The organism is Roseateles sp. So40a (genome assembly GCF_048081605.1).
GTDB lineage: Bacteria > Pseudomonadota > Gammaproteobacteria > Burkholderiales > Burkholderiaceae_C > Roseateles.
In genome coordinates this window covers 1,799,860-1,823,766 of the sequence record NZ_CP182288.1, presented here as the reverse complement: position 1 = coordinate 1,823,766, position 23,907 = coordinate 1,799,860, and the positions used below count along the sequence as shown (strand labels likewise).

Sequence of the window (23,907 nt, the reverse complement as noted above, 5' to 3'; positions counted from 1 at the left end):
CTGCCGTGCCGACGACCACAACGACAACACCCGATCAGGAGAACCCCGATGAGACTTCGTCCCTGTGCCTCCCCGCACCCGATGCTTCCCTGGCTGATGCCGATGATGCTGGCGATGGCCGGCGGCTCCGCGATGGCCTATGACTGCAGCGCCGTCGCCGACTGGAACGCGGCCACCGCCTACAGCGGCAACGCGATCGTCAAGCTGAACAGCACCGCCTACCAGGCCAAGTGGTGGACGCAGAACAACTCGCCGGCGACCAACTCCGGGCAGTGGGACGTGTGGAAGTCGCTGGGCGCCTGCGACACGGGCGGAGGTGGCGGAGGCGGAGGCACCAACAAGCCGCCCACGGTCGCGTTGAGCGCGCCCTCGGCCGGCGCCTCGCCCACGGCGGGCGACACGGTCACGATCTCGGCCACTGCGGCTGACAGCGACGGCAGCGTCGCCAAGGTCGGCTTCTACGTGAACGGCGCACTGGTCGCTGAAGACACCACCGCGCCGTTCAGCATCACCTGGACCGCCCGCGCCGGCGTCGCCGACATCACCGCGCGCGCCACCGACGACAAGGGCGCCGCCACCGACAGCGCCGCCGTGCGCATCAACGTCGCGGGCCAGGTCACCGGCGACGAGCGCTGCCGCCCCGAGGGCCTCACCACCACCGCCGGCACCGCGCCCGCCTACTGCAAGGTCTACGACGACCAGGGCCGCGAGAAGATGGGCGCCGACAAGCCGCGCCGCATCATCGGCTACTTCACCAGCTGGCGCACCGGCAAGACCGGCCAGCCCGCGTTCCTCGCGCACCAGATCCCCTGGGCGCAGGTCACGCACATCAACTACGCGTTCGCGCATGTGGACACGGCCAACAAGCTCTCGGTGGGCAACACCGCGGACGCGGCCAACCCCGCCACCGGTCTGACCTGGCCGGGCATCGCCGGCGCGGAGATGGATCCGGCCTACGCCTACAAGGGCCACTTCAACCTGCTCAACAAGTTCAAGAAGCAGTACCCCAACGTCAAGACGCTGATCTCGGTGGGCGGCTGGGCCGAGACGACCGGCTTCTACACGATGACCACCAACGCCGACGGCTCGACCAACACCGCCGGCATCAACACCTTCGCGGACTCCGCCGTGGCCTTCCTGCGCCAGTACGGCTTCGATGGCGTGGACATCGACTACGAGTACCCCACCAGCATGAACAACGCCGGCAACCCGGTGGACTTCGCCATCAGCAACGCGCGCCGCGCCGCGCTGATGAAGAACTACGTGGTGCTGATGCGCACGCTGCGCGCCAAGCTCGATGCCGCGAGCCAGGCCGACACGCGGCATTACATGCTCACGATCGCTGCGCCCTCCTCCGCCTACCTGCTGCGCGGGATGGAGGCCTTCCAGGTCACGCAGTACCTGGACTACGTGAACATCATGAGCTACGACCTGCACGGCGCGTGGAACCAGTTCGTCGGCCCCAACGCCGCGCTGTACGACGACGGCAAGGACGGTGAGCTCACCGCCTGGAACTACTACTCGGCCAGCCAGTACGCGCGCATCGGCTACCTCAACACCGACTGGGCGTACCACTACTTCCGCGGCGCGATGCCGGCGGGCCGCATCAACATCGGCGTGCCGTACTACACCCGCGGCTGGCAAGGCGTGACCGGCGGCACCAACGGGCTGTGGGGCCAGGCCTCGCTGCCCGACCAGAGCAAGTGCCCGGCCGGCACCGGCGGCGGCACCGTGCAGAAATGCGGCAACGGCGCCGTGGGCATCGACAACCTCTGGCATGACCTCGACGTCTCCAGCAAGGAAGTGCCCGCCGGCTCCAACCCGCTGTGGCACACGATGAACCTCGCCTCGGGCCGCACGGGCAGCTACCTGGCCGCCTACGGCCTGAACCCCGCGACGAACCCCGCCGACCGCCTCACCGGCACCTACACGCGCTATTACGACGCGACGCTGGTGGCCCCGTGGCTGTGGAACGCGCAGAAGCAGGTCTTCATCAGCACCGAGGACGAGCAGTCGCTGGGCGTGAAGGCGCAGTACGTGGCCGATCGCGGCATCGGCGGCGTGATGTTCTGGGAATTCGCCGGCGACTACGCCTTCGACACCGCGCGCAACGAGTACTTCATCGGCAACACGCTGACGAGCCTGCTCTACAACAAGCTCAAGGCGGCGCCGGCCTACGGCAACCGGCTCACGCCGGCCAGCCTGCCCGCGCAGACGCTGGACATCGGCTACGCGCTCGCCGGCTTCGCGCTGGGCGACAGCAACTACCCGATCACGCCCAAGCTCACGCTGACCAACAACAGCACGATGACGCTGCCCGGCGGCACGGAGTTCCAGTTCGACGTCCCCACCGCGATCCCCGCGACAGTGACGGACCAGAGCGGCTTCGGGCTGACGGTGACGAGCAACGGCTCCAACACGAGCGGCAACAACGTCGGCGGACTGAAGAACGATTTCCACCGCGCCAGCTTCAAGCTGCCGGCCTGGCAAAGCCTGGCCCCGGGCGCCAGCGTCACGGTGACGATCAACTACTACCTGCCCATGCCCATGCCCAGCAACTGGACCGTGACCGTCAACGGCGTGGCCTACGCGCTGGCGCAGGAAGCGCGCCGCGGCTCGACACCGGCGGCGGCGGCAGCAGCTCGAACGACTTCCTCGACCTCCAAGACTTCGGCCGCGTCCAAGTAACGCGCGCCAGGCGGCATCGCGTTCGCGCGGTGCCGCGCCTCGGGACATTTCCACCACCCCAAGACCCCACACAGGAGCTCACATGAAACGAGAGATCGCCCGCATCAGCGGCATCGCGCTGGCCGCGGCCCTGGCCGCCGGCACCGCCCACGCGTACGACTGCACCAACGTGCCCGAGTGGTCCGCCTCGGCCACCTACACCGGCACCTCCAACAGCTTCGCCAAGCAGAACAACATCGCCTACCAGGCCAAGTGGTGGACGCAGAACAACTCGCCCGCGACCAACTCCGGCCAGTGGGACGTGTGGAAGTCGCTGGGCACCTGCGACACCGGCGGCGGCACCGACACCACCGCGCCGACCGTGCCCTCGAGCCTGAGCGCCAGCAACATCACCAGCAGCAGCATCACGCTGAGCTGGGGCGCCTCGACCGATGCCGGCAGCGGCGTCAACAACTACGAGGTGCTGCGCGGCGGCACGCTGATCGCGTCGCCCACCGCGACGACGCACACCGACTCGGGCCTGGCCGCGGGCACCGCCTACAGCTACCAGGTCCGCGCCAAGGACAAGGCCGGCAACGTCTCCGCGCTGAGCCCCACGCTGATGACCAGCACTGCCAGCAATGGCACCTGCGCCGCCGCGCCGGCCACGCCGTCGGGTCTCGCCTCGCCGTCCAAGACCTCCACCAGCGTGAACCTGGCCTGGAACGCGGTCGCCGCCGGCCCGAACTGCACGGTGCAGTACCGCGTCAACCAGGGCAGCACGCAGGTCGCGCAAGGCGCGGCCACCAGCGCCAGCGTCACCAACCTGACGGCCAACACGAACTACACCTTCACGGTGTCGGCGTTCAACCAGGCCGGCTCGTCGCAGCCGTCCGCGCCGATCACGGTCAAGACCGACACCGCCTCCACCGGCGACAAGGTCGTGCTGGGCTACTTCGCGCAGTGGGGCATCTACGGCCGCAACTACCACGTCAAGAACATCGACACGAGCGGCTCGGCGGCCAACCTCACGCACATCAACTACGCGTTCGGCAACGTCCGGAACAACGTCTGCGAGGTCGGCAAGATCATCCCGAGCAACGAGTCCACCGGTGAAGGCGGCGACGCGTTCGCCGACTACGGCAAGTCCTACGGCGCCGACCTCAGCGTCGACGGCGTGGCCGACACCTGGGACCAGCCACTGCGCGGCAGCTGGAACCAGCTCAAGAAGCTCAAGGCCAAGTACCCCAAGATCAAGGTGCTGATCTCGCTGGGCGGCTGGACCTGGTCGCGTGGCTTCTCCAGCGCGGCGCGTCCGGAGAACCGCGTCAACTTCGTCAAGAGCTGCGTGGATGCCTACATCAAGGGCAACGTGCCGGTGAGCGACGGCGCGGGCGGCACGGGCGCGGCGGCCGGCGTCTTCGACGGCATCGACCTCGACTGGGAATACCCGAACGCCTGCGGCCTGGCCTGCGGCACGGCCGAGGACCGCGAGAACTTCACCGGCCTGCTGGCCGAGTTCCGCAAACAGCTCGACGCGGTGCGTCCGGGCCTGCTGCTGTCGATCGCGTCGGGCGCGGGCGTGGACAAGATCCGGTCGTATGACCCGGACAAGGTCCATCCGTACCTGGACTTCATCAACGTCATGACCTACGACTTCCACGGCGGCTGGGACTCCATCACCGGGTTCCACTCGGCGCTGTACGCGCCGGCCAACGATCCGTCCACGGGTGACGTCAAGAAGTACAACACCAACGACGCGATGCAGGCCTTCCTGGACAAGGGCGTGCCGGCCAAGAAGCTCAACGTCGGCATCGGCTTCTACGGCCGCGGCTGGACGAACGTGCCCAACGTCAACAACGGTCTGTACCAGAGCGGCACGCCCGCGCCGGGCACCTACGAAGCCGGCAACGAGGACTACAAGGTCCTGAAGAACCTGCAGGGTTACACCAGCCGGATCGACGACGTCAGCAAGGCGCAGTGGATCTTCAACGGCACGACCTTCTGGAGCTTCGACACGCCCGCGACCATCGCCACCAAGATGGCCTACGTGAAGTCCAAGGGCTTCGGCGGCGCGTTCTTCTGGGAGTTCTCGGGGGACGATCCGACCGCCTCGCTGTCCAAGGCGATCGGTGCCGGCCTGAAGTGATGCGCCGGTGATCGATGCCGATGCCGATGTCCTTAGGGGCATCGGCTCGGCATGAGAAAAGGCCCCGGGGCGTGAGCACCGGGGCCTTTTCCTTTCTCACTTTTTTGTCGCCGCGCGATCAGTCGTAGATCGACTTCTCCGGCCGGCGCGCCAGCACCGCGATCGGCGGCGCCCAGCGCTCGCCGCGCGGCTTCTTGCTGGTGACCAGCGTGATCTCCGAGGGCTCGAAGACCTCGACGTTGTGCGTGATCGGCGTCGTCAGCAGGTACTGCGCGCGCGTGCTCTTGAGGAAGTGACCCACCAGCTGGATGTTGCGCACGTCCAGATGGGCGAAGGGCTCGTCGATGAACACGAAGCCGCCCGGCGAGTCGTCGTCCTTCATCAGGCCCACCAGCAGGATCAGGCTCTTGAGCACCTGCTGCCCGCCCGAGGCCTCGCCGTCGTTGAGCCCCACCTCGCCCTTGCCGTCGAAGTTGAACTTCACATGCAGCCCGGCCTGCGCCAGCACCGTGTCGTCGTTGTCCAGGTGCGGCAGCTCCGCCTGCGCGTGCACGCCGGCCAGCTCGCCGAGCTCCTGCACGTTCTTCTTGTAGCGGCGCACCGTGGCGCGCAGCACGTCGATGTAGCGCTCGCGCGCGTTGAACGCGGCGATGCGCGCCATCTCGTTGCTCGCGCGGCGGTCATCGAGCTGCGTGGTCTGTTCCAGCACCGCGAGCTGCATGCGCGCGTGGCGTTCCTGCACGCCCGCGTCGGTTTCCCACACGCCGTTGTCCAGCTCCTGCTGCACATGGCGCGAGGCGATCTCGGCCTGCTTGGCGTTCTCGAATTCGTCGCGCAGCGTGACCAGCCGCATCGGATGCACCCACGCGGCGGGGAAGCGCGCGCGGGCCTCGCGCGAGGCCTTGGCCGCGGCGAGCAGGTCATCGCGCTTGCCCGCCCAGTCGCGCTCGGCGCGCGACACGTTGTCCTCGCTCGCCTTGAGGCTGGCCTGGGCCGCCTCGTAGTCGCGCTCGGCGCGCGTGGACGCGGCCACCGTGCGGTCGTGTTCCTGATCGAGCGCGCCCATGCGCGTGGCCGCCTCGATCCGCGACTGACGCAGGCCCGGCAGGCGCGCGCGCGCCTGCGCGAATTCCTCGGCCCGCTCCACCAGCTCCAGCGCGGCCTTGTGGCCCTGCGCCGCGCGCTGCGCGTCCTTGAGCTGGCGCTCGATCTCGAGCTGCTCCTTGGCGAGCTTGGACAGCTCCAGGTCGTAACGCGTGAGCTCCTTGTCGAGCGAGCTCCGGCGCGCATCCAGCGCGGAGTCGCCGAACTGGTACTCGCGCGGCTCGACCCACAGGCTGCGGCCGCCGCGGCCATCGCGGTAGTAGGCCTCGGTGGTGATCCACTCGCCGCCGGACTGCGCGCCCTTCTCGGTGTCGCTCACGCAGCGGATCGACGCGAGCTGGCGCAGCAGCCAGCCCGGCGCCTTCGCGTTGAACTTCAGCACCGACAGCAGGCTGTCCTTGGGGCTCACCGACGGCGCATGCTCGCCGTCCGCGACGACGTAATGCCGGTAGCGCTCGCGCGACGCGATGCGGTAGGCCTGGCCCTCGTCGCTGGCGCGGGCCAGCACGACGACCCAGCGCGACGGCCGCAGGAAACCTTCGGCGGCGGCGCGCCACGTGTCGTCGGCGATGTCGATCGCATCGGCCAGCACGTGATGCGCGATGCCGGCTTCATCCAGTGCCTTGCGGAAACGCGTGACCTCCACCGGCGGCGGCGGCAGGCGCTGGCCGCTCAGCGCGTCCATCGCCGCCTGCGCCTTGCGCTGCTGGTCGTTCGTGCGGGTGAAGCTCTCACGCACCTGATGCTGACGCGTGCCCAGCTCCTCGAGCTTGGCCGCCAGCGCCGCGCCGTCGGTCTCCACCGCGGCGAGCGCCTTGATCTCGTCCTCGCGCTTGGTGAGCTGCTCCATCGGGCGCTCGCCGTCGCGCGCGGCCTCGAAGGCCTGGCGCGCTTCCTTGCGCTGCTGCTCCAGGTCGGCGAGCTTGTCCTTCGCCGCTTCCTGCGCCTTGAACAGCGCCAGCAGCTGGGCGCGCTTGTCGCTGATGCCGCGCGCGTCCGTGCGGGCGAAGAGCCGCTGCCGGTGCAGCTCGCGCAGTTGCTGCGCGGTGCGCTGGCGCTGCTCGCTCCACTGCATCACGGGCACGATCTCGGTGGCCAGGCGCTCGCGCTCCTTGAGCCGCAGCTGGTACTGCTGATAGCTGTTGACGCGGTTGGACAGGTCCGACAGCTGCGCCTGCGCGTGCGAGAGCTCGTGCGTGGACTGGTCGACCTCCTTGAGCAGCTGCTGCTGGTGGTTGCGCGCGAGCTCGTAGCGGTCCAGCACCTCCTGGTCGCCGAACACTTCGAACACCAAGCGCAGCAGTTCCTTGGACGAGAGCTCGCACAGGCGGTCCGTCTGTCCCTGCTCCAGCGCGAGCACGCGCCCGATCGCGCGCGTCAGGCCCGCGGCTTCCAGCCGCTTCTTCCAGGCCTCGATGCCCAGCCAGTCCTTGTCGGCCTTGGTGTCGAGCTCCTCGATCTCATGGACGCCGTCCACGAGGATGTAGCGGCGCACCCAGTCGCCGCCCTGACGCGAGATGCGGCAGGCCAGCGTCACCTGGTCGGCGTACAGCAGCGAGCTCGCGAAGGGGCGGCTGCTGTTCTGGCGGCCGCGCGGGCGGTTGTCCACCAGCGCGCGCAGCCACGCGTGCTCGGCGTTGGCGTGCCGGGCGTAGGTCTTGTAGGTGCGCCCGCCCGAGCACTCCAGCCCGAGCAACGTGCGCATCGCGTCGAGCAGCGTCGTCTTGCCCGAGCCGTTGGGACCGGCGATGGTGATGATGTTGCCGTCCAGCGGCATCGAGACGCGGCGGCAGTAGTCCCAGTGCAGCAGTTCCAGGGATTGCAGGTGAAACATCAGGCGTCGCTCAGGTCGGATTCTTCGTTGTGGCGGGCGGCCAGGATGGCATTGAGCATCGGGCCGGATTCCGCGTCGGTGCTGCGCGCGAGCACGTCGGCCAGCGCGCCGTCCAGGATGCGCGGCGCGAGCGTGTCGTAGTCCAGCAGCAGGTCCAGCAGCGGACCCTCGCAGATGTCCTCGCCCTTGCGCGTGATGAAGCCCTGGCGTTCGAGCAGCTTGAGGTTGGCGTCCAGCCGCATCTTCTTGCCGAGCTGGTTGCCGAAGTCGGCCAGCAGGCTGCGGTAGGACAGCGTGGGCGCGCTGCTCGCGGCGCTGGGCAGCGGTTTGTCCTTGGAGAACATCTCGCCCTGCCCCTCGGCGGCTTCCTCGGCGCGGGCGAGCTGGCGCTGGCGCTTGGGCAGCACGATCAGCGCCCACACGACCACCAGCAGCGCCACGCCGTCACGCGGCAGGTCGAGGTTGTTGTTGGCGGCCAGGCCGGTCTCGCCGAAGACGGCGACCTCGGCCGGGCGTAGCATCGCCAGCGTGATGTGGTCGGCGTAGACGTTGTCCACGACGCGCAGGCCCACGGCGGCGACGCGCTCGTTGACCGCGCGCCAGAGTTCCTGGTCGATCAGCGCGCGGCGCACCAGCGGCTGGTTGCGCGGCAGCCAGCGACGCGCCAGCAGTTGGGCCGCCAGTTGGGCGGCATCGTCGAGGGGGTGGCTCATGGCGAGGGCGTGGTGTCGGCGTCGGCCGCGCCCGGCGCGTCGTCGGACGGCGCGGGGGCATCGGTCGATGCGGGGGTATTGGAAGAAGCCGCGGCCTTGCGACGGCCGCGCTTGGGCGCCTCGGGCTCGGGCGGACGCCATTTGGGCTCGGGTTCGGGCTCCACGGGCGGCTCGACCTCGGTGGTGTGCAGCACGCCCTGGCTCATCCAGCGGACGAATTCGTCGTCGATCTCGCCCTGCGCGGCGGACCAGCGCACGCGCCACGGCTGGCGCGCCATGTCGCCGGTGGCGCCGGCCAGATGCTGCGCCTGCGGGTCGCCCAGCAGCGGCAGCAACTGCGCGCGATAGGCCGCGCGGGCGTAGCTGCCGCCCAGCACGGCGGGCCGCAGGTCGTTCATCGGGTGGCTGTCGCCGCTCCAGCGGCCCAGCAGCGCCTGCAGCTGCGCCATCTCCGGCGGCAGGCTCATCACGGCGAGCTCGCCCGGCGGCGCGGCCAGCCCGGTGGGCAGCGGCTCGGGCGTGGGCGGCACGGGCCGGTCGCGTTCAAACTCGGCCTCGCAGCCGTCCAGCAGCTCATGCTGCGCGACGAAGACCGGATGCACCGGCCGCGAGAGCGCGCCCAGCGCCAGGTTCTCCAGGAAGGGCACGTCCTGCAGCCAGCGCCGCACGTCGGTGGTCGTGATGCCGGTGGTGCCCAGCGTCACGCGCTGGCGGTCGGCCTGCTGCAGCGCGCGGTTGAACTGGCTCGCCATCGCGAGCAGGCGCGCCTGCGCCAGCCCGAGTTCGCGCGCCAGGCGCTCCAGCCGCGCGTTCCCGTCGTTCTCGGCCTGCCGGATGATCGCGGACAGCGCCTCGCTGGCGCGCTCCACCAACGACAGCGCGCGGTCGAAACGCATGCGCGCTCGGCGCAGGTGGAATTCGGATCCGGAGGCGATCGCGTCGGCGAACTCGTTGTACAAGCGCGAGAGCTGCGCCAGCAGATGCTGCAGCTGCGCCGGCTCCAGCGTGCCGAGCTGCTGCGCGCCGGCCACGTTGGCCAGCAGGCCGGCCAGGTCGCCGTCCTCGTCGACCGCCTGGCCCTGCGTCAGCGGCGACACCATCGCCATCAGCTGCTGCGCCAGCGGCGTCACGCCGTACTGCTGGTTGGACGCGTCCCAGGCCAGCAGCTGGCCGTCGCGCAGGCGCTTGAGCACGAGCTCCAGCGCCTCGTCGCGCAGCACGTGGAAATGGCGGTTGAGGTCGTCGCGCGAGAGCCGGGACTGCGGCAGGCTCATCAGCTCGATGAACACCCACACGCGCAGGCGCACCAGCGTGGCCGGGCCGTGGAACAGCGCGCGCTGCGCGCCGATCAGGGCGTCGTTGCGTTCAAGCTGCCACCACAGCAGGGAGTCCTGCGGGAGCTGGCCTTCGCGGAAATGGTCTTCGAAAGAGGGTTCGAGGAGATCGTCGCGCAGCGCGTCGTCTCCGCCTCCCGGAGTCAGGGTCATAGCGGCGGATTATCGCCGCTCGATCACGCCGGTTTGAGCGCGCGTCGCATCAGGGTCGCCCCGGAGCCGAAAGTCGCCAGCTTGGCCGCGAGCGGCGAGCCGGGCGCGGCGTCGGACACCGAGAAGCCGTGGCGTTCCCAGTAGGCCGTGGAGCCCTGCACCGCCACCAGCGCGACCTGCGTCAGGCCCATGTCCTGCGCGCGGTGGACGACCTGCTGCACCAGCTTGTGGCCCAGGCGGCGGGCGCGGCCCGCGGGCGAGACGGCCAGGTCGTGCAGGTACAGCGTGCGCGGCGCGCGGGCCGGCGTCACCGAGGGCGCGTCCAGCGCGGGCAACTGCCCGTCATCCACCGGCAGGCTGACGACGTAGGCCAGCGGCTCGCCGGCGTCCACGGCCAGGTAGGAGCAATGCAGGTGGCGCGCCGCGTCGATCTTGGCGGTGAACGCCTGCGCGCTTTCCAGGAACTCGGGCCCGTAACACTGGGCCTGCAAGGCGAGCACCGCGGGCACGTCCGCGGCACCGATCACTTTCAACTGCAACATCAAACGGAGGCGCCGGCCGATCTCGCGTTCCAGTGCTCGGACCAACCCGAGAGGAACGGCGACAGCAGCGGCGTGAAAAGACAGACGAAGGCCAGGATGTTGAGCGCGACGCTCAACCAGAACACCCGCCGGAAGACCGGCTTGGCGCTCTTGTGGCGCAGCAAGTGCTGTGCCAGCAACGCGCCCGGCCATCCGCACAGCAGCGCGAGCGCGTGCAGCGTGGATTCCTTGACACGCCATTGACCCAGGCGCGCGGCGCGCTTGTCCAGCGCGTAGACGATGAAGGTCGCGAAGCTCATCGCGACGTACACGCCCCAGAGGCCGCGCGGCAAGGGCCACGCGAGATGGGTCAGCAGCACCAGCGACGCGAAGCCGGGCACCAGCCACAGCGAGGCGCCGGTGTCGGCGGACCGCGAGGCGGAAGAAGACGAGGAGGAAGAGGAAGCAGCCGACGCACCGCGCGGTGGCGAGGGGGCCCTGGCGCGCGCACCGGATCGGGCCGCACCCTGCCCCGGCGCGGGGCCCGCGGGCGCGGGCCGGGGCTCCAGGCTCTTGACCTGGAGCGCGCGGGGCTTGCCCTGCGCGTCCGCGCCGGGCTGGTAGCTGACGCGCTCGCCGACGAAGGGCCGGCGGGCGCGCATGCCGAAGGCGCTGATGTGCACGAAGCGTTTCGCGCCGCCGTCGGACGGCGCGATGAAGCCGTAGCCCTTCGCGTCATCCCACTGGACGATCCGACCCTCGACGCGCATCCCTCAGCGTTCCCCTTCAGGCCGAGCCGCGAGGGCTCAGTAGCCCTTGCGCGGGCCCTTCTTCACGAAGCCGCCGCGGTCATCGCCGCCTTGGCTGCGCGGGCCCTTGCTGAACGAGGGCTTGCCCGCCGGACGGCCTTCCGGACGCTCGAAGCGCTGGTCGCCGCCCTTGTTGAAGGCCGGACGCTCGGCGCGCGGCGCGTAGCGGTCGTTGTTGTCGGCCGAACGGTCGAAACGCACGTCGCCGCGGCGCTGGTCGAAACCACCGCCGTTGCCACCTTCACGCGGGCCGCCGAAGTCACGCTGCGGACGGTCGCCGAAGTTGCGCGGGCCGCCGAAGCCCTGGCCGTCGCGCTGCGGACGATCGCCGAAGGGACGATCACCCTGCGGGCGGTCGCCGAAGCGCGGGCGATCGCCTTGCGGGCGGTCACCGAAACGCGGACGGTCGCCTTGCGGGCGCTCGAAGCGGTTGCCACCGCCAAAGCCACCCTGGCCACGCTCGCCGAACGGCGGACGGCCTTGGCCTTCCGGACGCTCGAAGCGGGCGCTGTTGTCGAAGCGGTTGTCGCCGCCACCGAAGCCGCCGCGATCGCCGCCACGGTCATTGCCGCGGAAGCCGCCGCCTTGCGGACGGCCGTAGCCACCGCGGTTGCCGCCGAAGCCGCCACGGTTGCCACCGTAACCACCGCGGTCACCGCGGTCGAAACCGGGGCGCGACGGGTAGATCTTCGGCTCTTCGTTCTTGGGCTCCAGGCCTTCGATGCGCGACACCGGGATCTGCTGCGTCGTGAACTGCTGGATGCGCTTGATCATCGAGATGTCGCCGCGCTCGGCCAGCGTGACCGCGATGCCGGAGCGGCCGGCACGGCCCGTGCGGCCGATGCGGTGCACGTAGTCCTCGGCCTTCATCGGCAGGCCGAAGTTGATGACGTGCGAGATCGTCGGGACGTCGATGCCGCGGGCGGCGACGTCGGTGGCGACCAGCACGCGCAGGTCGCGGCGGCGCAGCGCCATCAGCGTGCGGTTGCGCTTGCCCTGCGGCATGCCGCCGTGCAGCGCCGCGACGCGGTGGCCGATGGCCTCGAGCTGCTCGGCCAGCCATTCGGTGTCCTGCTGCGTGCTGGTGAAGACCACGGCCTGGTCGACATCACGCTCGCCCAGGATGTGCTCCAGCAGCTTGCGCTTGTGCTGGCCGTTGTCGGCCCAGTGCAGGCGCTGCGCGATGTTCTCGTGCGTCTCGGTGTGGCCCGACACGTCGATGCGCTGCGGGTCCTTCATCAGCTGGGCGGCCAGGCGGCCGGTGTTGCCGGCGAAGGTCGCGCTGTACATCAGCGTCTGGCGGGTCGCGGGGATCTGCTCGGCGACGAAGTTGATGTCGTCGATGAAGCCCATGTCCAGCATGCGGTCGGCTTCGTCCAGGACGAACATCGTCACGTTGTCCAGCTTGCAGCGGCCGCTGTTGATGTGGTCCAGCAGGCGGCCCGGCGTGGCGATCAGGATGTCCAGGTGGCCGCTCAGCGCGCGCAGCTGGTGCGCGTAGGGCATGCCGCCCAGCACGGTGGCCACGCGCAGGCCCTGGATGTGGCGGCCGTAGGTCATCGCGGACTTGGCGACCTGCATCGCCAGTTCACGCGTCGGGGCCAGCACGAGCACGCGCGGGCCGATGGTCTTGGTCTTGGTGCCGGCGGCGCGCTCGGCGCGGGCGTTCAGCACCTGCTGCAGCGCGGGCAGGATGAACGAGGCCGTCTTGCCCGAACCGGTGCGCGACGAGACCATCAGGTCCGCGCCGCCCAGCGCCGGGGGAATGGCTTGCGCCTGCACTTCGGTGGCGTTCTCGTAGCCGGAGTCCTTGACGGCGCGCAGCAGCGCGTCGTGCAGACCCAGGGCGGCGAACGGCGTGCCGGTCGTTTCCGCGTCGTTGCCGATCTCGCCCGCCTCGATCTCCTGATCGAGTTCGTCGTTCTGGTTCTGGGCGTCGGCGTTCATGTCGTGGTCGAAACTCATCTGTCTTGCATTCCAAAGGCACGCGCCGCCACCGACGCCGAAGGAATGGCGTCCGCGCTGGCGCGCTGTGGCCTGTCACGCGAAGTCGTTGGCTCGCGGCAGGACCGTGATGTCGCTGGGAGAAAGCTCGCGTCGATCACCAGGAAAGAGAAACGCACGCGCGGCGGAGCTGGCAGAGCAGCCTGTCGAACGAACAAGGGGGCCTGGTGAGGCGCCGGGGAACAGTCAAAGCGACGGCATCGCCGCCGACCGAACCCGAGGGCATGCAGTGCGCGAGTCCCAAGGCGGGAAACAGCTTCGGAGAGGATCCGGAGCCTGCGTGGCGATCCGTTCGGAAGGCCGGCGCAGCGGTCTGCAAGAGGTCAGAGGAGACGTACGAAGCACCGCACGAAGCGGTGAAGCCCGCGACTATAACAGCGTTTCGGGTTTTCACCTAGCACATTCCTGCGAATTCTCCAGAGGTCCCGCTCCGGGTTCGCCCCGGGCTCGCCTCAGGATTCGCCCCGATGGGGGAAGTCGCCCATTCGGCGTCAAGTGGACTTCATTCGGTCCTACACTGGTCTTTGACTGGACTTCAAAGACCAGCCGCTCGATCCCGAGGATCGAGCCGTCGAACAACCGCTCAGGGAGACAGTGGATGGATCGTCGCGCATTCATCGCGGCGGGCGCAGGTGCGCTCGCGAGTTCATGGCTCAGCGGATGCGGCGGAGGCGGCGGCAGCGCCGGCACGCCGGTCGCGCCGCCCCCGCCCGGACCCAGCCTCGGCGTCTACGCGCCGCTGGCCAGTCAGATGAAGGGCCAGTTGCTCGTCGCGGGCAGCACCGGTTTCGACGCTTTCCGGCTGCCGGCCAACGCCCGCTACGACAGCGTCGTGCCGCAGGCGCTGGCGCGCTGCGTGGCGGCGGAGGACGTCGTCGCCGCGGTGAACTTCGCGCGGGCCAACCAGATCCGCTTCACCCCGCGCAGCGGCGGTCACAGCTACCTGGGCGCGTCGACGATCGCGGCCGGGCTGGTCATCGACACCGGCCCGATGGACAGCGTGCGCATGGACGGCGACATCGCGGTCGTGTCCGCCGGGGCCAAGCTCGCCGACATCTACCGCGCGCTGCTGGCGCTGCCGCAGCCGCGGCTGCTGCCCTCGGGCAGTTGCCCGACGGTGGGCATCAGCGGCATCGCGCTGGGCGGTGGATTCGGCTTCTTCCAACGGGCTTACGGACTGACCTGCGACGCGCTGGTCGGCGCGACGCTGGTGACCGCCGATGGCCAGACGGTGAGCTGCGACGCCACGCGCCATCCCGACCTGTTCTGGGCGCTGCGCGGCGGAGGCGGCGGCATGCTGGGCCTGGTGACGGAACTGCGCCTGCGCACGCAACCGCTGCCCGCGATGAGCAGCAGCGCGGTGCAGTACGGGGGCAACGACATTCCCGCCGTCCTCGCCGCCTGGCAGGCCTGGGGCGCGGCGCTGCCCGACAGCGTCTGGTCGCAGGCGCAGATCGGCGCCTTCGGCAACGGGCAGATCGGCATGCAGGTCATCGCCGTCGCGGCCGACGGCGCCGCGGCGCTGTCCGCGCACTGGAACCGTTTCCTCGCCGCGACGGGCGCGACGATGGTCAGCAACAGCCCGCCGCTGGACGCCTCGCCGGCCGACCTGCTGCTGGGCCGCTGCGCGACGCTGTCGGCGGCGCAATGCCGCCTGCCCTCGCAGTCCGCCGGCGGGACGATGACGCGTGTGTCGATGACGGCCAGCTCGGACTTCTTCACCGCGCTGCCCGCCGCGGGCGTCCAGGCGCTGGTGAACGCGCTGACGGCGCGCAGCCAGGCGGGCCGCTTCGGCGGCGTGCTGCTCGACCTGATGGGCGGCGCGATCGCGCGCGTGGCGAAGGACGCGACCGCGTTCCCGCACCGCGACGCGCTGTTCAGCGCGCAGTACCTGACCGAGAACATGGCCGGCGACCTGCCCGCCGCGCTGGACGACAACGCGCGCTGGACCCACGGCCTGCGCGACACGATGGCCCCGTGGAGCACCGGCGGCGCCTACGTGAACTATCCGGACGCGGCGATCCCGAATCCGGCCACGGCCTATTACGGCGAGAACGTCGCGCGGTTGCGCGCGGTCCAGCGCTCGGTCGATCCGAACGGGCTGTTCAAGACGCCGATCGTGACGATCTGACGCGGCAGGATCCCGTTCCGGGCTCGCACCCAGGAACGGGTCCCGAGTGGCTCACAGCCCCTCGATCAACGCCGGCAGCACGGCCATCAAGGCCTCGAGCTGATCGGCGTCCAGCCACGCGGGCGCCGCATCCAGCCAGGACGGGAAGTCCACGCCCGACTTCTGCGCGCGGAGCACGGCGGCGTCCAGCGAGGCCTCGATCAGCAGCAGCGCGGCGGGCACGCCGCGCGCGTCCTCGCCGCACAGCAGATGAACGCGGCGCTCCAGCACCGCGGCCTGCCACGGCAGGTCCGCGTGCACGACGGCCAGGCGATCGTCGCGGAGCGCGCCCTCCTGGCCGCCGTTCTCCAGGCTGACCAACGCGTCATCGCTGGCCAGCAGCACGCCGGCCGGCGCGGCGCGCCAGGCCGTCAGCGCCGCCTCGCGCGTCGCGGCATCGTCGCCCGCGCGCAGGCGCTGCGGCGGCAGGCGGCGCAGCTGCGGCGACATCGACAGGCTGTCCAGCAGCGTTTCCGAGCGCGCGCAGACCACCAGCCGCGCGGCGGCCGGTGCGGGCGACTCGATCCATTCGCGGCGCAGCGCGAGCACCGCCTCGGCCTTGGCGGCGAGCGCCTGGCGCGAGGCCGGCGCCAGCAGCGCCAGCGCCTCGAGCAACTGCTGCTGCTCGACGGTCGACAGGAAACGCAACGCCGTCCAGCGCTCGATCAGCTGACGCAGCTGCTTGAGCGGCGTGGCCGGCAGGCTGGTGCCGTTGTTGCCGGCGCCGTCCAACCACAGCGGCGAGAGCAGCGCGGCCGGCAGCGTGTCGGCCAGTTCGCGCTTGCGGCGCGACAGCACGACGGCCTCGAGCGCCTCGCGCCGGAGCTTCTTGCCGGCGTCGGCCGGCAGCGAGGCCAGGCGCGCGGCGGGACCGCGGCGCAGTTCATCCAGCCAATCGATCCACTCGCCCAGGCGCGCGTCGCCCAGCGGTTCCTGATGCGCGATCAGCAGCAGCTGCGCGGCGGGCAGCGCGCGCAGCGCGGCCAGGCGCTCGGCGTCGACCGATTCGATGCCATCGATCACCAGCAGCGCGGAGGCCGGTTGCGGCAGCGGCTTGGCCGGCGGCGTGGCGCTCAGGATCACGGACTTGGCCTCGTCGCCGAGCCAGCGCGTGAGGTCGCGCTGCCAGGCGGCGTGGTGCGATTCAGGGGCGATGACCACGGCCGGCTTGACACCGAAGCAATGCGTCCACAGGCGGATCGCGGCGATGGCCGCGCCACGCTGGCCCAGGCCGAGGTCGTCGGCGATCAGCGCGCGGCCGGCGCAGACCGCGAACAGCGCGGCTTCCCAGGCCGGCTCAGGCAGTTCGTCGCGCAGCAGCGCGCGCATCGCGTCGCCATCGGCCATCAGCGCCTCGATGCGTGCCACACGGGCCTGGGCATCGCGGCCGCAGGCGAGTTGCGGCCACACCGGCGCGTCCACGCGCAGCGTGACGCCCAGCGCGCGGGCCTCGCTCAGCAGCGTCTGCAGCCAATCGTGCGCGCCCTCGGCGCCGCGGCGTTGTTGTTCGTCGAGGCCCCACTGGTCGCGCAGGCGCGCGGGCACATCGCGACCGCAGACCCATTGCAGCCCGCGCTCCGCGCCCGGCACCAGCCAGACCTCGGCCTCGCGGCCCGGCCAGCCGGCGTCCAGCGCCTCATGCTGCGCGGCGTCGAACAGCGCCAGCAGGTGCGCGCCGTGCTCGCAGCCGCCGTGGGCGCGGTAATCCGCGCAGCTGCAGCGCCAGGTGTGACGGCCCAGCAGGCGCAGCTGGAAGGTGCCGCCGGTCTCGGCGTCGCGCAACTCGTAGTCGCCGAACACGCCGTCGTCCTCGCGGGTGCCGAGCGTGAAGCGCGGCGGCTCCGGAGGCACGGCCGGCTCGGCGGGCGCTTCTTCGACCACCGCGTCCACGGCTTCCGCCTTGGGCTTGCGCCGGCCCTTGCGAGGCGCTTCCTCGATGGCGGCCTCAGCCTCCACAGGCGCCGGTTGATCCTCGGCGATGGCCTCGGCCTGCACCTCGGCCACAGCCGCACGCTTGCGCGCGGGCCGCTTCTTGGGCGCCGGCGCTTCCTCGGCCACGATCGGCTCGGCGGTGTCCGCTTCGGTGTCGATCACGGCCTCGGGCTTCGCCTTGGCACGGCTCGCGCGCTTGCGCGCGGGCTTGGCCTCGGGCGTCGGCGTGTCGATCACCGATTCAGCGATCACGGGTTCAGCGATCACGGGTTCGGCCGCCGGGGCCGCCTCGTCAAGCGCTCGGGTCTTGCGCGCCGCCGGGCGGCGGCGTTGGGTCGTCGTCGTCATGGGAATCCTCGTGCCGCAGCCGCGCCTCGCGCCAGCCACGGACACCGTTGAAGAGGGCGAGCGCATGCGCCCGCCGCAGATCGTGCACGGTCAGCCGCGCCTCGCGCAGCCGGCCTTGCTCCAGCAATGCCTCGCGCTGCGTGCCGGGCAGCACGCCGGCCTCGGCACGCGGCGTCAGCCACGGTCCGTCCGGCACCCGCTGCAGCGCGAGGTTGGTCAGGCAGCCCTCGGTGAGCTCGCCGGACCGGTTGAACAGCAGCACGTCGAAGCAGTCCGCCGGCTTGGTGTCCAGGAAGGCCTGGTACACCTCGCGGCGCGTCGTCTTGTGCTGGATGAATTCGGCGTCGGGGCCGCGCGTGTCGATCGGTCCGCGCGCGAGCGCCACCGTCCACACCGCGCCGTCGGACGGCGGCAAGGCCTGCACCGTGTCGGTCAGCCGACCATCGCGTGCCAGCGTCAGGCGCACGCGCCAGGCGCCCGCCGGGTGCCGCCGCGCGATCTCCACCAGCCGCGCCTTGACCGCCTCGACCGACCACGTCAGCCCGAAATGCCGCGCGGTGCGCTGCATCCGCGCCAGGTGACGCGCGGCCAGCGCGAAGTCGCCGTCCTCGAGCCGCATCGTCTCGAGCGCCTCGATCGGCGCCCGCGCCCGCGACAGGAAGCGCGATTTGGCGCGCCACTCGTCGATCTCGTCGCGCGATTGCGAATCGAGCGTGATCCCGCTGCCCACGCCGCAGCGCAACGCGGCGCCGCGCTGCTCGACGGTGCGGATCGGCACGTTGAAGGTGACCGCCCCACCCGGCTGCAGCAGCCCCAACGCGCCGCAATACCAGCCGCGCGGGCCGGGCTCGAGCTCGTCGATCACTTCCATCGCGCGCTTCTTGGGCGCGCCGGTGATCGAGCCGCAGGGGAACAGCGCGGTCATCACGTCGTCCAGCGCCAAGCCGGCGCGCGTGACCGCGCCGATGGTGGAGGTCATCTGCCACACGGTGGGGAGCGCGTGCAGCTCGAAGAGACGCGGCACGCGCACCGACCCCGGCACCGCCACGCGCGACAGGTCGTTGCGCAGCAGGTCCACGATCATGAGGTTCTCGGCGCGCTCCTTGGCGCTGGTGCGCAGGTAGGCCTGCGCGGCCTCGTCGCCGGCGCGGTCGCGGCCGCGCGGCGCGGTGCCCTTCATCGGCTGCGCCGACAGCAGCCAGGTGTGGCTGGCCTGCGGCGTCTCGGGCAGTGGACGCCAGTCGAAGAAGAGCTCGGGCGAGACGCTCGCCACGCTCTCCGCGTTCGCCCCGCTCGCCGCGCCCTCCCCGGTCCGGAGGAACAGCGCGAAGCCCCCGGGCTGCGCCGCGTGCAGGGCGAAGAAATGCAGCGCGGGGTCGAAAGCCTCGTCGGAGTCCGGCGTCACCTCGGTCACCAGCCGCGTGGTCAGGTTGACCTGATAGCAGTCTCCGGCGCGGATGTACTCGCGGATGCGCTCGACCTGCGCCTGCTCCTGCGCGTCAGGTTGCGTGTCGCGCCAGGCCGCGATCGGATGCGCGCGACGCGCGCCCTCGTCGGCCAGGTCCTCGGGCCAGGGCTCGGGCGACCGCGTCCAGACGTGGAATTCCGCCAGCGGCGTGTCGCCGGCCGGCCGGGTGCGCAGCACCGGGTCGAGCGCCCCGGCCGCTTCGTATCTCAGGCCGCCGAGCACCCAGGCGCCCGCGCGCGCCGCGGCATGCGCCAGGCGCAGCACGGCGCGCAGCCCGTCCGCGTCGCGCGCGATCAGGCGCTCCGCCGGCGGCGCGAAGAAGGCGCCGCGCAAGCGTTCGCCGTCCTCGCGCGCCAGCGGATGACGCGGGAAGTCGAAGGCCGCCCACAGCTCCTGCGGGCGGCGCGGGGTGTTCATCGGGGGTCTCGGCCGCGCGGCAGCGGGCTCAGTCCAGCTTCAGGAACTGCTCGCGGTAATGGATCAGCTCGTCCACGGACTCGTGGATGTCGGCCAGCGCCGTGTGCTTCTGGGCCTTCTTGAAGCCCTCCATCGCGGCGGGCTTCCAGCGGCGCGCCAGCTCCTTGAGCGTGGACACGTCCAGGTTGCGGTAATGGAAGAAGTCTTCCAGCTTGGGCATGTAGTTGGCCAGGAAGCGGCGGTCCTGGCAGATCGAGTTGCCGCACATCGGCGACTTGCCGGCCGGCACGTAGGCCTTCAGGAAATCGATGACCTGCTGCTCGGCATCGGCCTCGGACACGGTCGACGCCTTCACGCGGTCGATCAGGCCGCTCTTGCCGTGCGTGCCCTTGTTCCAGGCGTCCATGCCGTCCAGCGTCGCGTCGGACTGGTGGATCGCGAAGACCGGGCCCTCCACGCGCACCGTCAGTTGCGGGTCGGTCACGACCACGGCGATCTCGATGATGCGGTCCTTGTCCGGGAACAGGCCGGTCATTTCCAGGTCGATCCAGATCAGGTTCTGGTCATTCAGCGGCAGCACGGGGTTCTCGCTCATGGCGACGTCCTTGTCTTGGCGGGTCTTGTCTGTTGACGGCGGCATCGCACCGTCGGGAATGGCGCGGATTGTCGCAGCGTTCCGGGACCTACACTCCGTGCCCATGCAGATCTCTCCCGCGGCGCTCGCCGCCGTGCCGGCGCCCTTGTCGCTGGCCCACTCCCCGCTCGCGCTCACCGCGGCCTTCGTCGCCGCGGTGATCCTGTCCTTCCTCGCCAGGCTCTGGCTGTCCTCGCGTCAGATGCGCCATGTGGCGGGCCATCGCGGCACGGTGCCGGCCGCCTTCGTCGGCACGGTGCCGCTGTCGGCGCACCAGAAGGCCGCCGACTACACCGTCGCCCGCGGCCGCTTCGGCACGCTGCACCTGGCCTGGGACACCGCGCTGCTGATCGGCTGGACGCTGCTGGGCGGACTGGACCTGCTCAACCAATGGGCGCTGTCGTGGCGCGTCGAGCTCGGCGCGATGGGCTACCAGCTCGCGCTGCTGACCGTCTTCGCGCTGGCCTCCGGGCTGCTGGACCTGCCCTGGTCGCTCTACAACACCTTCCGGCTCGAGGAGCGTTTCGGCTTCAACCGCATGACGCTGCGTCTGTTCATCCTGGACGGCATCAAGGGCCTGGGCATCGGGCTGGTGCTGGGCCTGCCCTTCGCCGCGCTGATCCTGTGGCTGATGGCCTCGGCCGGCAGCCTGTGGTGGCTCTGGGCCTGGGGCGCCTGGGCGGCGTATCAGCTCGCGCTGATGGTCATCATCCCGGTGTTCATCGCCCCCCTGTTCAACCGCTTCGCGCCGCTGCAGGACGAGGCGCTGCGCGAGCGCGTCGGCGCGCTGCTGGCGCGCTGCGGCTTCAAGTCCAAGGGCCTGTTCGTGATGGACGGCAGCAAGCGCTCGGCGCACAGCAATGCCTACTTCACCGGCCTGGGCAGCGCCAAGCGCGTGGTGTTCTTCGACACGCTGCTGGAGCGGCTCGGTCCGGGCGAGGTCGAGGCGGTGCTCGCGCACGAGCTCGGCCACTTCAAGCGCCGCCACCTGCTGCAGCGCCTGGTGCTGATGTTCGCGATGAGCCTGGCGCTCTTCGCGCTGCTGGGCTGGCTGAGCGCGCAGGCGGGCTTCTACCTCGGCCTGGGCGTTCGACCCAGCCTGGACGCGCCGAATGACGCGCTGGCGCTGCTGCTGATCCTGCTGGCGCTGCCGCCCTTCACCTACTTCCTGACGCCGCTGTCCTCGTTCTGGTCGCGCAAGCACGAGTTCGAGGCCGACGCCTATGCCTGCGCCCACGCCAGCGGCGCGGACCTGTCCAGCGCGCTGCTCAAGCTGCACGAGGACAACGCCGGCACGCTGACGCCGGACCCGCTGTTCGCGCGGGTCTATTACTCGCATCCGCCTACCGGGGAGCGGCTGGCGGCGATCTCGGCCCACTCGACCACCTCCAAGGCCGTCATGGGGCAGCCCGCATGAGCAAGACTCCCTCCGCCCAGATCGGCCTGGTGGTGCGCGGCCATGGCCGGCATTACGTGATCGAGGACCAGGACGGCCAGCGCATCCACTGCCTGACCCGCGGCAAGAAGAGCGATTGCGTGGTCGGCGACCGCGTGCGCTGGATGCGCAGCAGCGATCACGAGGGCGTGATCGAGAAGGTCGAGCCGCGGCGCAACCTGCTGTTCCGCCAGGACGAATGGAAGACCAAGAGCTTCGCGGCCAACCTGGACCGGCTGCTCGTGCTGGTGGCGGTGGAGCCGCAGTTCTCCGAGTCGCAGCTCACGCGCGCGCTGATCGCCGCGGAGAGCGCGGGCATCGCCGCGGACATCGTGCTCAACAAGACCGACCTGCCCGGCGCCGACGCGGCGCGCGAGCGTCTCGCGCCGTACACGGCGATGGGACATCGCGTGCTGGAGCTCAGCCTGAAAGGCCGCCCGGACGAATCGCGCGAGGTGCTGCGCCCGCTGCTGCATGGTCAGGCCACGCTGGTGCTGGGGCCCAGCGGCACGGGCAAGAGCACGCTGATCAACCTGCTGGTGCCGGACGCGCAGGCGCAGGTGGGCGAGATCTCGCAGGCGCTGAACTCGGGCCGCCACACGACGACGACGACGCAGTGGTACTGGATGGACGCGGCCCGCGAGGACGCGTTGATCGACTCGCCGGGCTTCCAGGAATTCGGCCTGCGCCAGATCGCGGCGCCGGAGCTGGCGAGCTACATGGCCGATTTCAAGCCGTATCTGGGCGAATGCCGCTTCCACAACTGCAGCCATCGGCACGAGCCGGGCTGCGCGGTGCTGCAAGCGGTCGAGGCCGGCAAGATCAGCCCCTCGCGGTATCGGATCTACGACGAACTCTGGGACGAGCTCAGCGCCCCGCCCAAGTATTGAGCGCGCTCAGCGCTCCAGACGCGGATCGCTGTTGGGCACCTCGCGCACCTCGGCCTCGATGATGTCGCCTTGCGACTGATGCGCACGCCCGCGGGCCGCGCCGCGGAACGCCTGCGAGCGGAACTGCGCCGCGCGCTGGAAGGCTGCCGTGTGCATCGTCGGCTTGCGGCCGCGGATCAGGCTCCACAGCAGCACCACGCCGAAGATCACCAGCCCGGCGGCGAGCACCGCCAGGAACAGCACGAGGGAAGCCGCCGCCAGCACAACGCGGGCGACGATCGAGACAAGCGTGGAGAGAGCGTTCATCGGTCCTTCAGATCGGGGCGATCGCCCGGATTCAAGTCCTCGAAAAAGTGTCGTCGGCGATCAGCCTCGGCCAATGTAGGGCATCTTGGTGGCCATCACCGTCAGGAAAGGCACGTTGGCCGACAACGGCAATTCCGCCATGTACAGCACCGCGCTGGCCGCATGACCGACGTCCATCACCGGTTCCACCATCGTGCCGCCGTGCGCTTGGGGCACGCCCTGCTTGAAGCGCTCGGTCAGGTCGGTCTCGGCGTTGCCGATGTCGATCTGGCCGGCGGCGATGTCGTGCTTGCGGCCATCCAGCGCCAGCGTCTTGGTCAGCCCGGTGACCGCGTGCTTGGTCGAGGTGTAGGCGATCGAGCCCGGCCGCGGCGCGTGCGCCGAGATCGAGCCGTTGTTGACCATGCGCCCGCCGCGCGGCGATTGCCGCTTCATCAGCCCGAAGGCCGCGCGGGCGCACAGGAAGCTGCCGGTGAGGTTGACGTCGACGACGGCGCGCCAGGTCTCCAGGCTCAGCTCGTCGATGTCGGACGCGGGTGCGCCGCGGCCGGCGTTGTTGAACAGGAAATCGAGCCGGCCCCAGCGGCGCTCGATGGCGGCGAAGGCGGCGCCGACCTGGGCCTCGTCGGCCACGTCGGTGGGCAGGATCAGCGCGCGTTCGGGCGCGAGCGCGGCGGTCTCGCGCAGCATCTCCTCGCGGCGCCCCAGCAGCGCGACCTGCCAGCCGGCCTGCATCAACGCGCGCGCGCTGGCGCGGCCGATGCCCGAGCCGGCACCAGTCACGGCGGCGAAGCGGAGCTTGAGCGGGGTCGCCGCCGCGAGCGGGACGACCTCTGGCGAGGCGGTCACGTCGGCAGCGACGGGATCGAGGGCGGCGTGGGCAGAGTCCATCCCCCCATCATAGGGAGCGCATCAGGGATCGGCTGACGCGGGGCTGAACCCGCGCCCAGCGGCGCGCGCCCTGCGCCCGCCGTCATCACCCCTTGGAGTGGCGCCGGCCAGGACAGCCGGATGCCGGA

The 23,907-nt window shown here is 70.7% G+C and carries 16 protein-coding genes; 5 read left to right on the top strand and 11 right to left on the bottom strand.

Going from position 1 to position 23,907, the window contains the following annotated elements:
- Positions 1-48: 48 nt before the first annotated feature.
- Together ACNI65_RS08365 and ACNI65_RS08360 are read left to right on the top strand one after the other, a co-directional pair.
- Positions 49-2,688, top strand: coding sequence for a chitinase C-terminal domain-containing protein (locus ACNI65_RS08365; protein ID WP_416762357.1), 2,640 nt, complete (start codon positions 49-51; stop codon positions 2,686-2,688).
- Positions 2,689-2,770: 82 nt separating this feature from the next.
- The gene (locus tag ACNI65_RS08360; RefSeq protein WP_416762356.1) at positions 2,771-4,816 is read left to right on the top strand and encodes a glycosyl hydrolase family 18 protein; all 2,046 of its coding nucleotides are present in this window, start codon (positions 2,771-2,773) and stop codon (positions 4,814-4,816) included.
- Between the two features lie 118 nt (positions 4,817-4,934).
- On the opposite strand, the gene ACNI65_RS08355 is transcribed toward ACNI65_RS08360, so the two are convergent.
- Genes ACNI65_RS08355 through ACNI65_RS08330 form a run of 6 tightly spaced genes read right to left on the bottom strand, consistent with a single transcriptional unit; the run spans position 4,935 to position 13,249 of the window.
- Positions 4,935-7,754: an ATP-binding protein gene (locus tag ACNI65_RS08355; protein WP_416762355.1), complete on the bottom strand. Its 2,820-nt coding sequence runs from the start codon at positions 7,752-7,754 to the stop codon at positions 4,935-4,937.
- Complete coding sequence (locus ACNI65_RS08350; RefSeq protein ID WP_416762354.1) at positions 7,754-8,467, bottom strand: hypothetical protein; 714 nt, start codon at positions 8,465-8,467, stop codon at positions 7,754-7,756. Before ACNI65_RS08350 ends, ACNI65_RS08355 begins: the two co-directional genes overlap by 1 nt.
- Positions 8,464-9,954 (bottom strand): hypothetical protein, encoded by a 1,491-nt coding sequence (locus ACNI65_RS08345; RefSeq protein WP_416762353.1) that lies wholly within the window; start codon positions 9,952-9,954, stop codon positions 8,464-8,466. Before ACNI65_RS08345 ends, ACNI65_RS08350 begins: the two co-directional genes overlap by 4 nt.
- A gap of 23 nt (positions 9,955-9,977) precedes the next feature.
- On the bottom strand, positions 9,978-10,496 hold the full coding sequence (locus ACNI65_RS08340) for a GNAT family N-acetyltransferase (RefSeq protein WP_416762352.1): 519 nt from the start codon (positions 10,494-10,496) through the stop codon (positions 9,978-9,980).
- Positions 10,496-11,245 carry a DUF1294 domain-containing protein gene (locus tag ACNI65_RS08335; protein ID WP_416762350.1) on the bottom strand — a complete coding sequence of 250 codons (750 nt, stop codon included), beginning with the start codon at positions 11,243-11,245 and terminating at the stop codon, positions 10,496-10,498. Before ACNI65_RS08335 ends, ACNI65_RS08340 begins: the two co-directional genes overlap by 1 nt.
- Positions 11,246-11,281: 36 nt before the next feature.
- Positions 11,282-13,249, bottom strand: a complete 1,968-nt coding sequence (locus ACNI65_RS08330; RefSeq protein ID WP_416762349.1) for a DEAD/DEAH box helicase — start codon at positions 13,247-13,249, stop codon at positions 11,282-11,284.
- A gap of 637 nt (positions 13,250-13,886) precedes the next feature.
- Between ACNI65_RS08330 and ACNI65_RS08325 the strand changes: the two genes are divergently transcribed.
- Positions 13,887-15,419, top strand: a complete 1,533-nt coding sequence (locus tag ACNI65_RS08325) for an FAD-binding oxidoreductase (RefSeq protein WP_416762347.1) — start codon at positions 13,887-13,889, stop codon at positions 15,417-15,419.
- A gap of 51 nt (positions 15,420-15,470) precedes the next feature.
- Here ACNI65_RS08325 and ACNI65_RS08320 read toward each other — a convergent pair whose 3' ends face one another.
- The 3 genes from ACNI65_RS08320 to orn are packed head-to-tail and all read right to left on the bottom strand — an operon-like array spanning position 15,471 to position 20,218.
- Positions 15,471-17,738, bottom strand: coding sequence for a hypothetical protein (locus ACNI65_RS08320; protein ID WP_416762346.1), 2,268 nt, complete (start codon positions 17,736-17,738; stop codon positions 15,471-15,473).
- Positions 17,683-19,623, bottom strand: coding sequence for a chorismate-binding protein (locus ACNI65_RS08315; RefSeq protein WP_416762344.1), 1,941 nt, complete (start codon positions 19,621-19,623; stop codon positions 17,683-17,685). Before ACNI65_RS08315 ends, ACNI65_RS08320 begins: the two co-directional genes overlap by 56 nt.
- Before the next feature lie 28 nt (positions 19,624-19,651).
- Positions 19,652-20,218, bottom strand: a complete 567-nt coding sequence (gene orn / locus ACNI65_RS08310; RefSeq protein WP_416762343.1) for an oligoribonuclease — start codon at positions 20,216-20,218, stop codon at positions 19,652-19,654.
- Positions 20,219-20,321: 103 nt separating this feature from the next.
- Between orn and ACNI65_RS08305 the strand changes: the two genes are divergently transcribed.
- Positions 20,322-21,674 carry a M48 family metallopeptidase gene (locus ACNI65_RS08305; RefSeq protein ID WP_416762342.1) on the top strand — a complete coding sequence of 451 codons (1,353 nt, stop codon included), beginning with the start codon at positions 20,322-20,324 and terminating at the stop codon, positions 21,672-21,674.
- The gene (rsgA, locus tag ACNI65_RS08300; protein ID WP_416762340.1) at positions 21,671-22,582 is read left to right on the top strand and encodes a ribosome small subunit-dependent GTPase A; all 912 of its coding nucleotides are present in this window, start codon (positions 21,671-21,673) and stop codon (positions 22,580-22,582) included. The genes ACNI65_RS08305 and rsgA overlap by 4 nt, the downstream gene beginning before the upstream one ends.
- A gap of 6 nt (positions 22,583-22,588) precedes the next feature.
- Here rsgA and ACNI65_RS08295 read toward each other — a convergent pair whose 3' ends face one another.
- Positions 22,589-22,888, bottom strand: a complete 300-nt coding sequence (locus tag ACNI65_RS08295; RefSeq protein ID WP_416762339.1) for a hypothetical protein — start codon at positions 22,886-22,888, stop codon at positions 22,589-22,591.
- A 60-nt stretch (positions 22,889-22,948) separates the two neighbouring features.
- Positions 22,949-23,779: an SDR family oxidoreductase gene (locus ACNI65_RS08290; RefSeq protein ID WP_416762338.1), complete on the bottom strand. Its 831-nt coding sequence runs from the start codon at positions 23,777-23,779 to the stop codon at positions 22,949-22,951.
- Between the last annotated feature and the right edge of the window lie 128 nt (positions 23,780-23,907).

What these genes read in the sequence shown, in the direction of transcription:
- rsgA (WP_416762340.1), top strand. Translation starts at nt 21,671, where the DNA reads ATGAGCAAGACTCCCTCCGCCCAGATCGGCCTGGTGGTGCGCGGCCAT.
- ACNI65_RS08295 (WP_416762339.1), bottom strand. Translation starts at nt 22,888, where the DNA reads ATGAACGCTCTCTCCACGCTTGTCTCGATCGTCGCCCGCGTTGTGCTG.
- ACNI65_RS08325 (WP_416762347.1), top strand. Translation starts at nt 13,887, where the DNA reads ATGGATCGTCGCGCATTCATCGCGGCGGGCGCAGGTGCGCTCGCGAGT.
- ACNI65_RS08345 (WP_416762353.1), bottom strand. Translation starts at nt 9,954, where the DNA reads ATGACCCTGACTCCGGGAGGCGGAGACGACGCGCTGCGCGACGATCTC.
- ACNI65_RS08355 (WP_416762355.1), bottom strand. Translation starts at nt 7,754, where the DNA reads ATGTTTCACCTGCAATCCCTGGAACTGCTGCACTGGGACTACTGCCGC.
- ACNI65_RS08305 (WP_416762342.1), top strand. Translation starts at nt 20,322, where the DNA reads ATGCAGATCTCTCCCGCGGCGCTCGCCGCCGTGCCGGCGCCCTTGTCG.
- ACNI65_RS08290 (WP_416762338.1), bottom strand. Translation starts at nt 23,779, where the DNA reads ATGGACTCTGCCCACGCCGCCCTCGATCCCGTCGCTGCCGACGTGACC.
- ACNI65_RS08340 (WP_416762352.1), bottom strand. Translation starts at nt 10,496, where the DNA reads ATGTTGCAGTTGAAAGTGATCGGTGCCGCGGACGTGCCCGCGGTGCTC.
- orn (WP_416762343.1), bottom strand. Translation starts at nt 20,218, where the DNA reads ATGAGCGAGAACCCCGTGCTGCCGCTGAATGACCAGAACCTGATCTGG.
- ACNI65_RS08365 (WP_416762357.1), top strand. Translation starts at nt 49, where the DNA reads ATGAGACTTCGTCCCTGTGCCTCCCCGCACCCGATGCTTCCCTGGCTG.
- ACNI65_RS08320 (WP_416762346.1), bottom strand. Translation starts at nt 17,738, where the DNA reads ATGACGACGACGACCCAACGCCGCCGCCCGGCGGCGCGCAAGACCCGA.
- ACNI65_RS08330 (WP_416762349.1), bottom strand. Translation starts at nt 13,249, where the DNA reads ATGAGTTTCGACCACGACATGAACGCCGACGCCCAGAACCAGAACGAC.
- ACNI65_RS08350 (WP_416762354.1), bottom strand. Translation starts at nt 8,467, where the DNA reads ATGAGCCACCCCCTCGACGATGCCGCCCAACTGGCGGCCCAACTGCTG.
- ACNI65_RS08315 (WP_416762344.1), bottom strand. Translation starts at nt 19,623, where the DNA reads ATGAACACCCCGCGCCGCCCGCAGGAGCTGTGGGCGGCCTTCGACTTC.
- ACNI65_RS08335 (WP_416762350.1), bottom strand. Translation starts at nt 11,245, where the DNA reads ATGCGCGTCGAGGGTCGGATCGTCCAGTGGGATGACGCGAAGGGCTAC.
- ACNI65_RS08360 (WP_416762356.1), top strand. Translation starts at nt 2,771, where the DNA reads ATGAAACGAGAGATCGCCCGCATCAGCGGCATCGCGCTGGCCGCGGCC.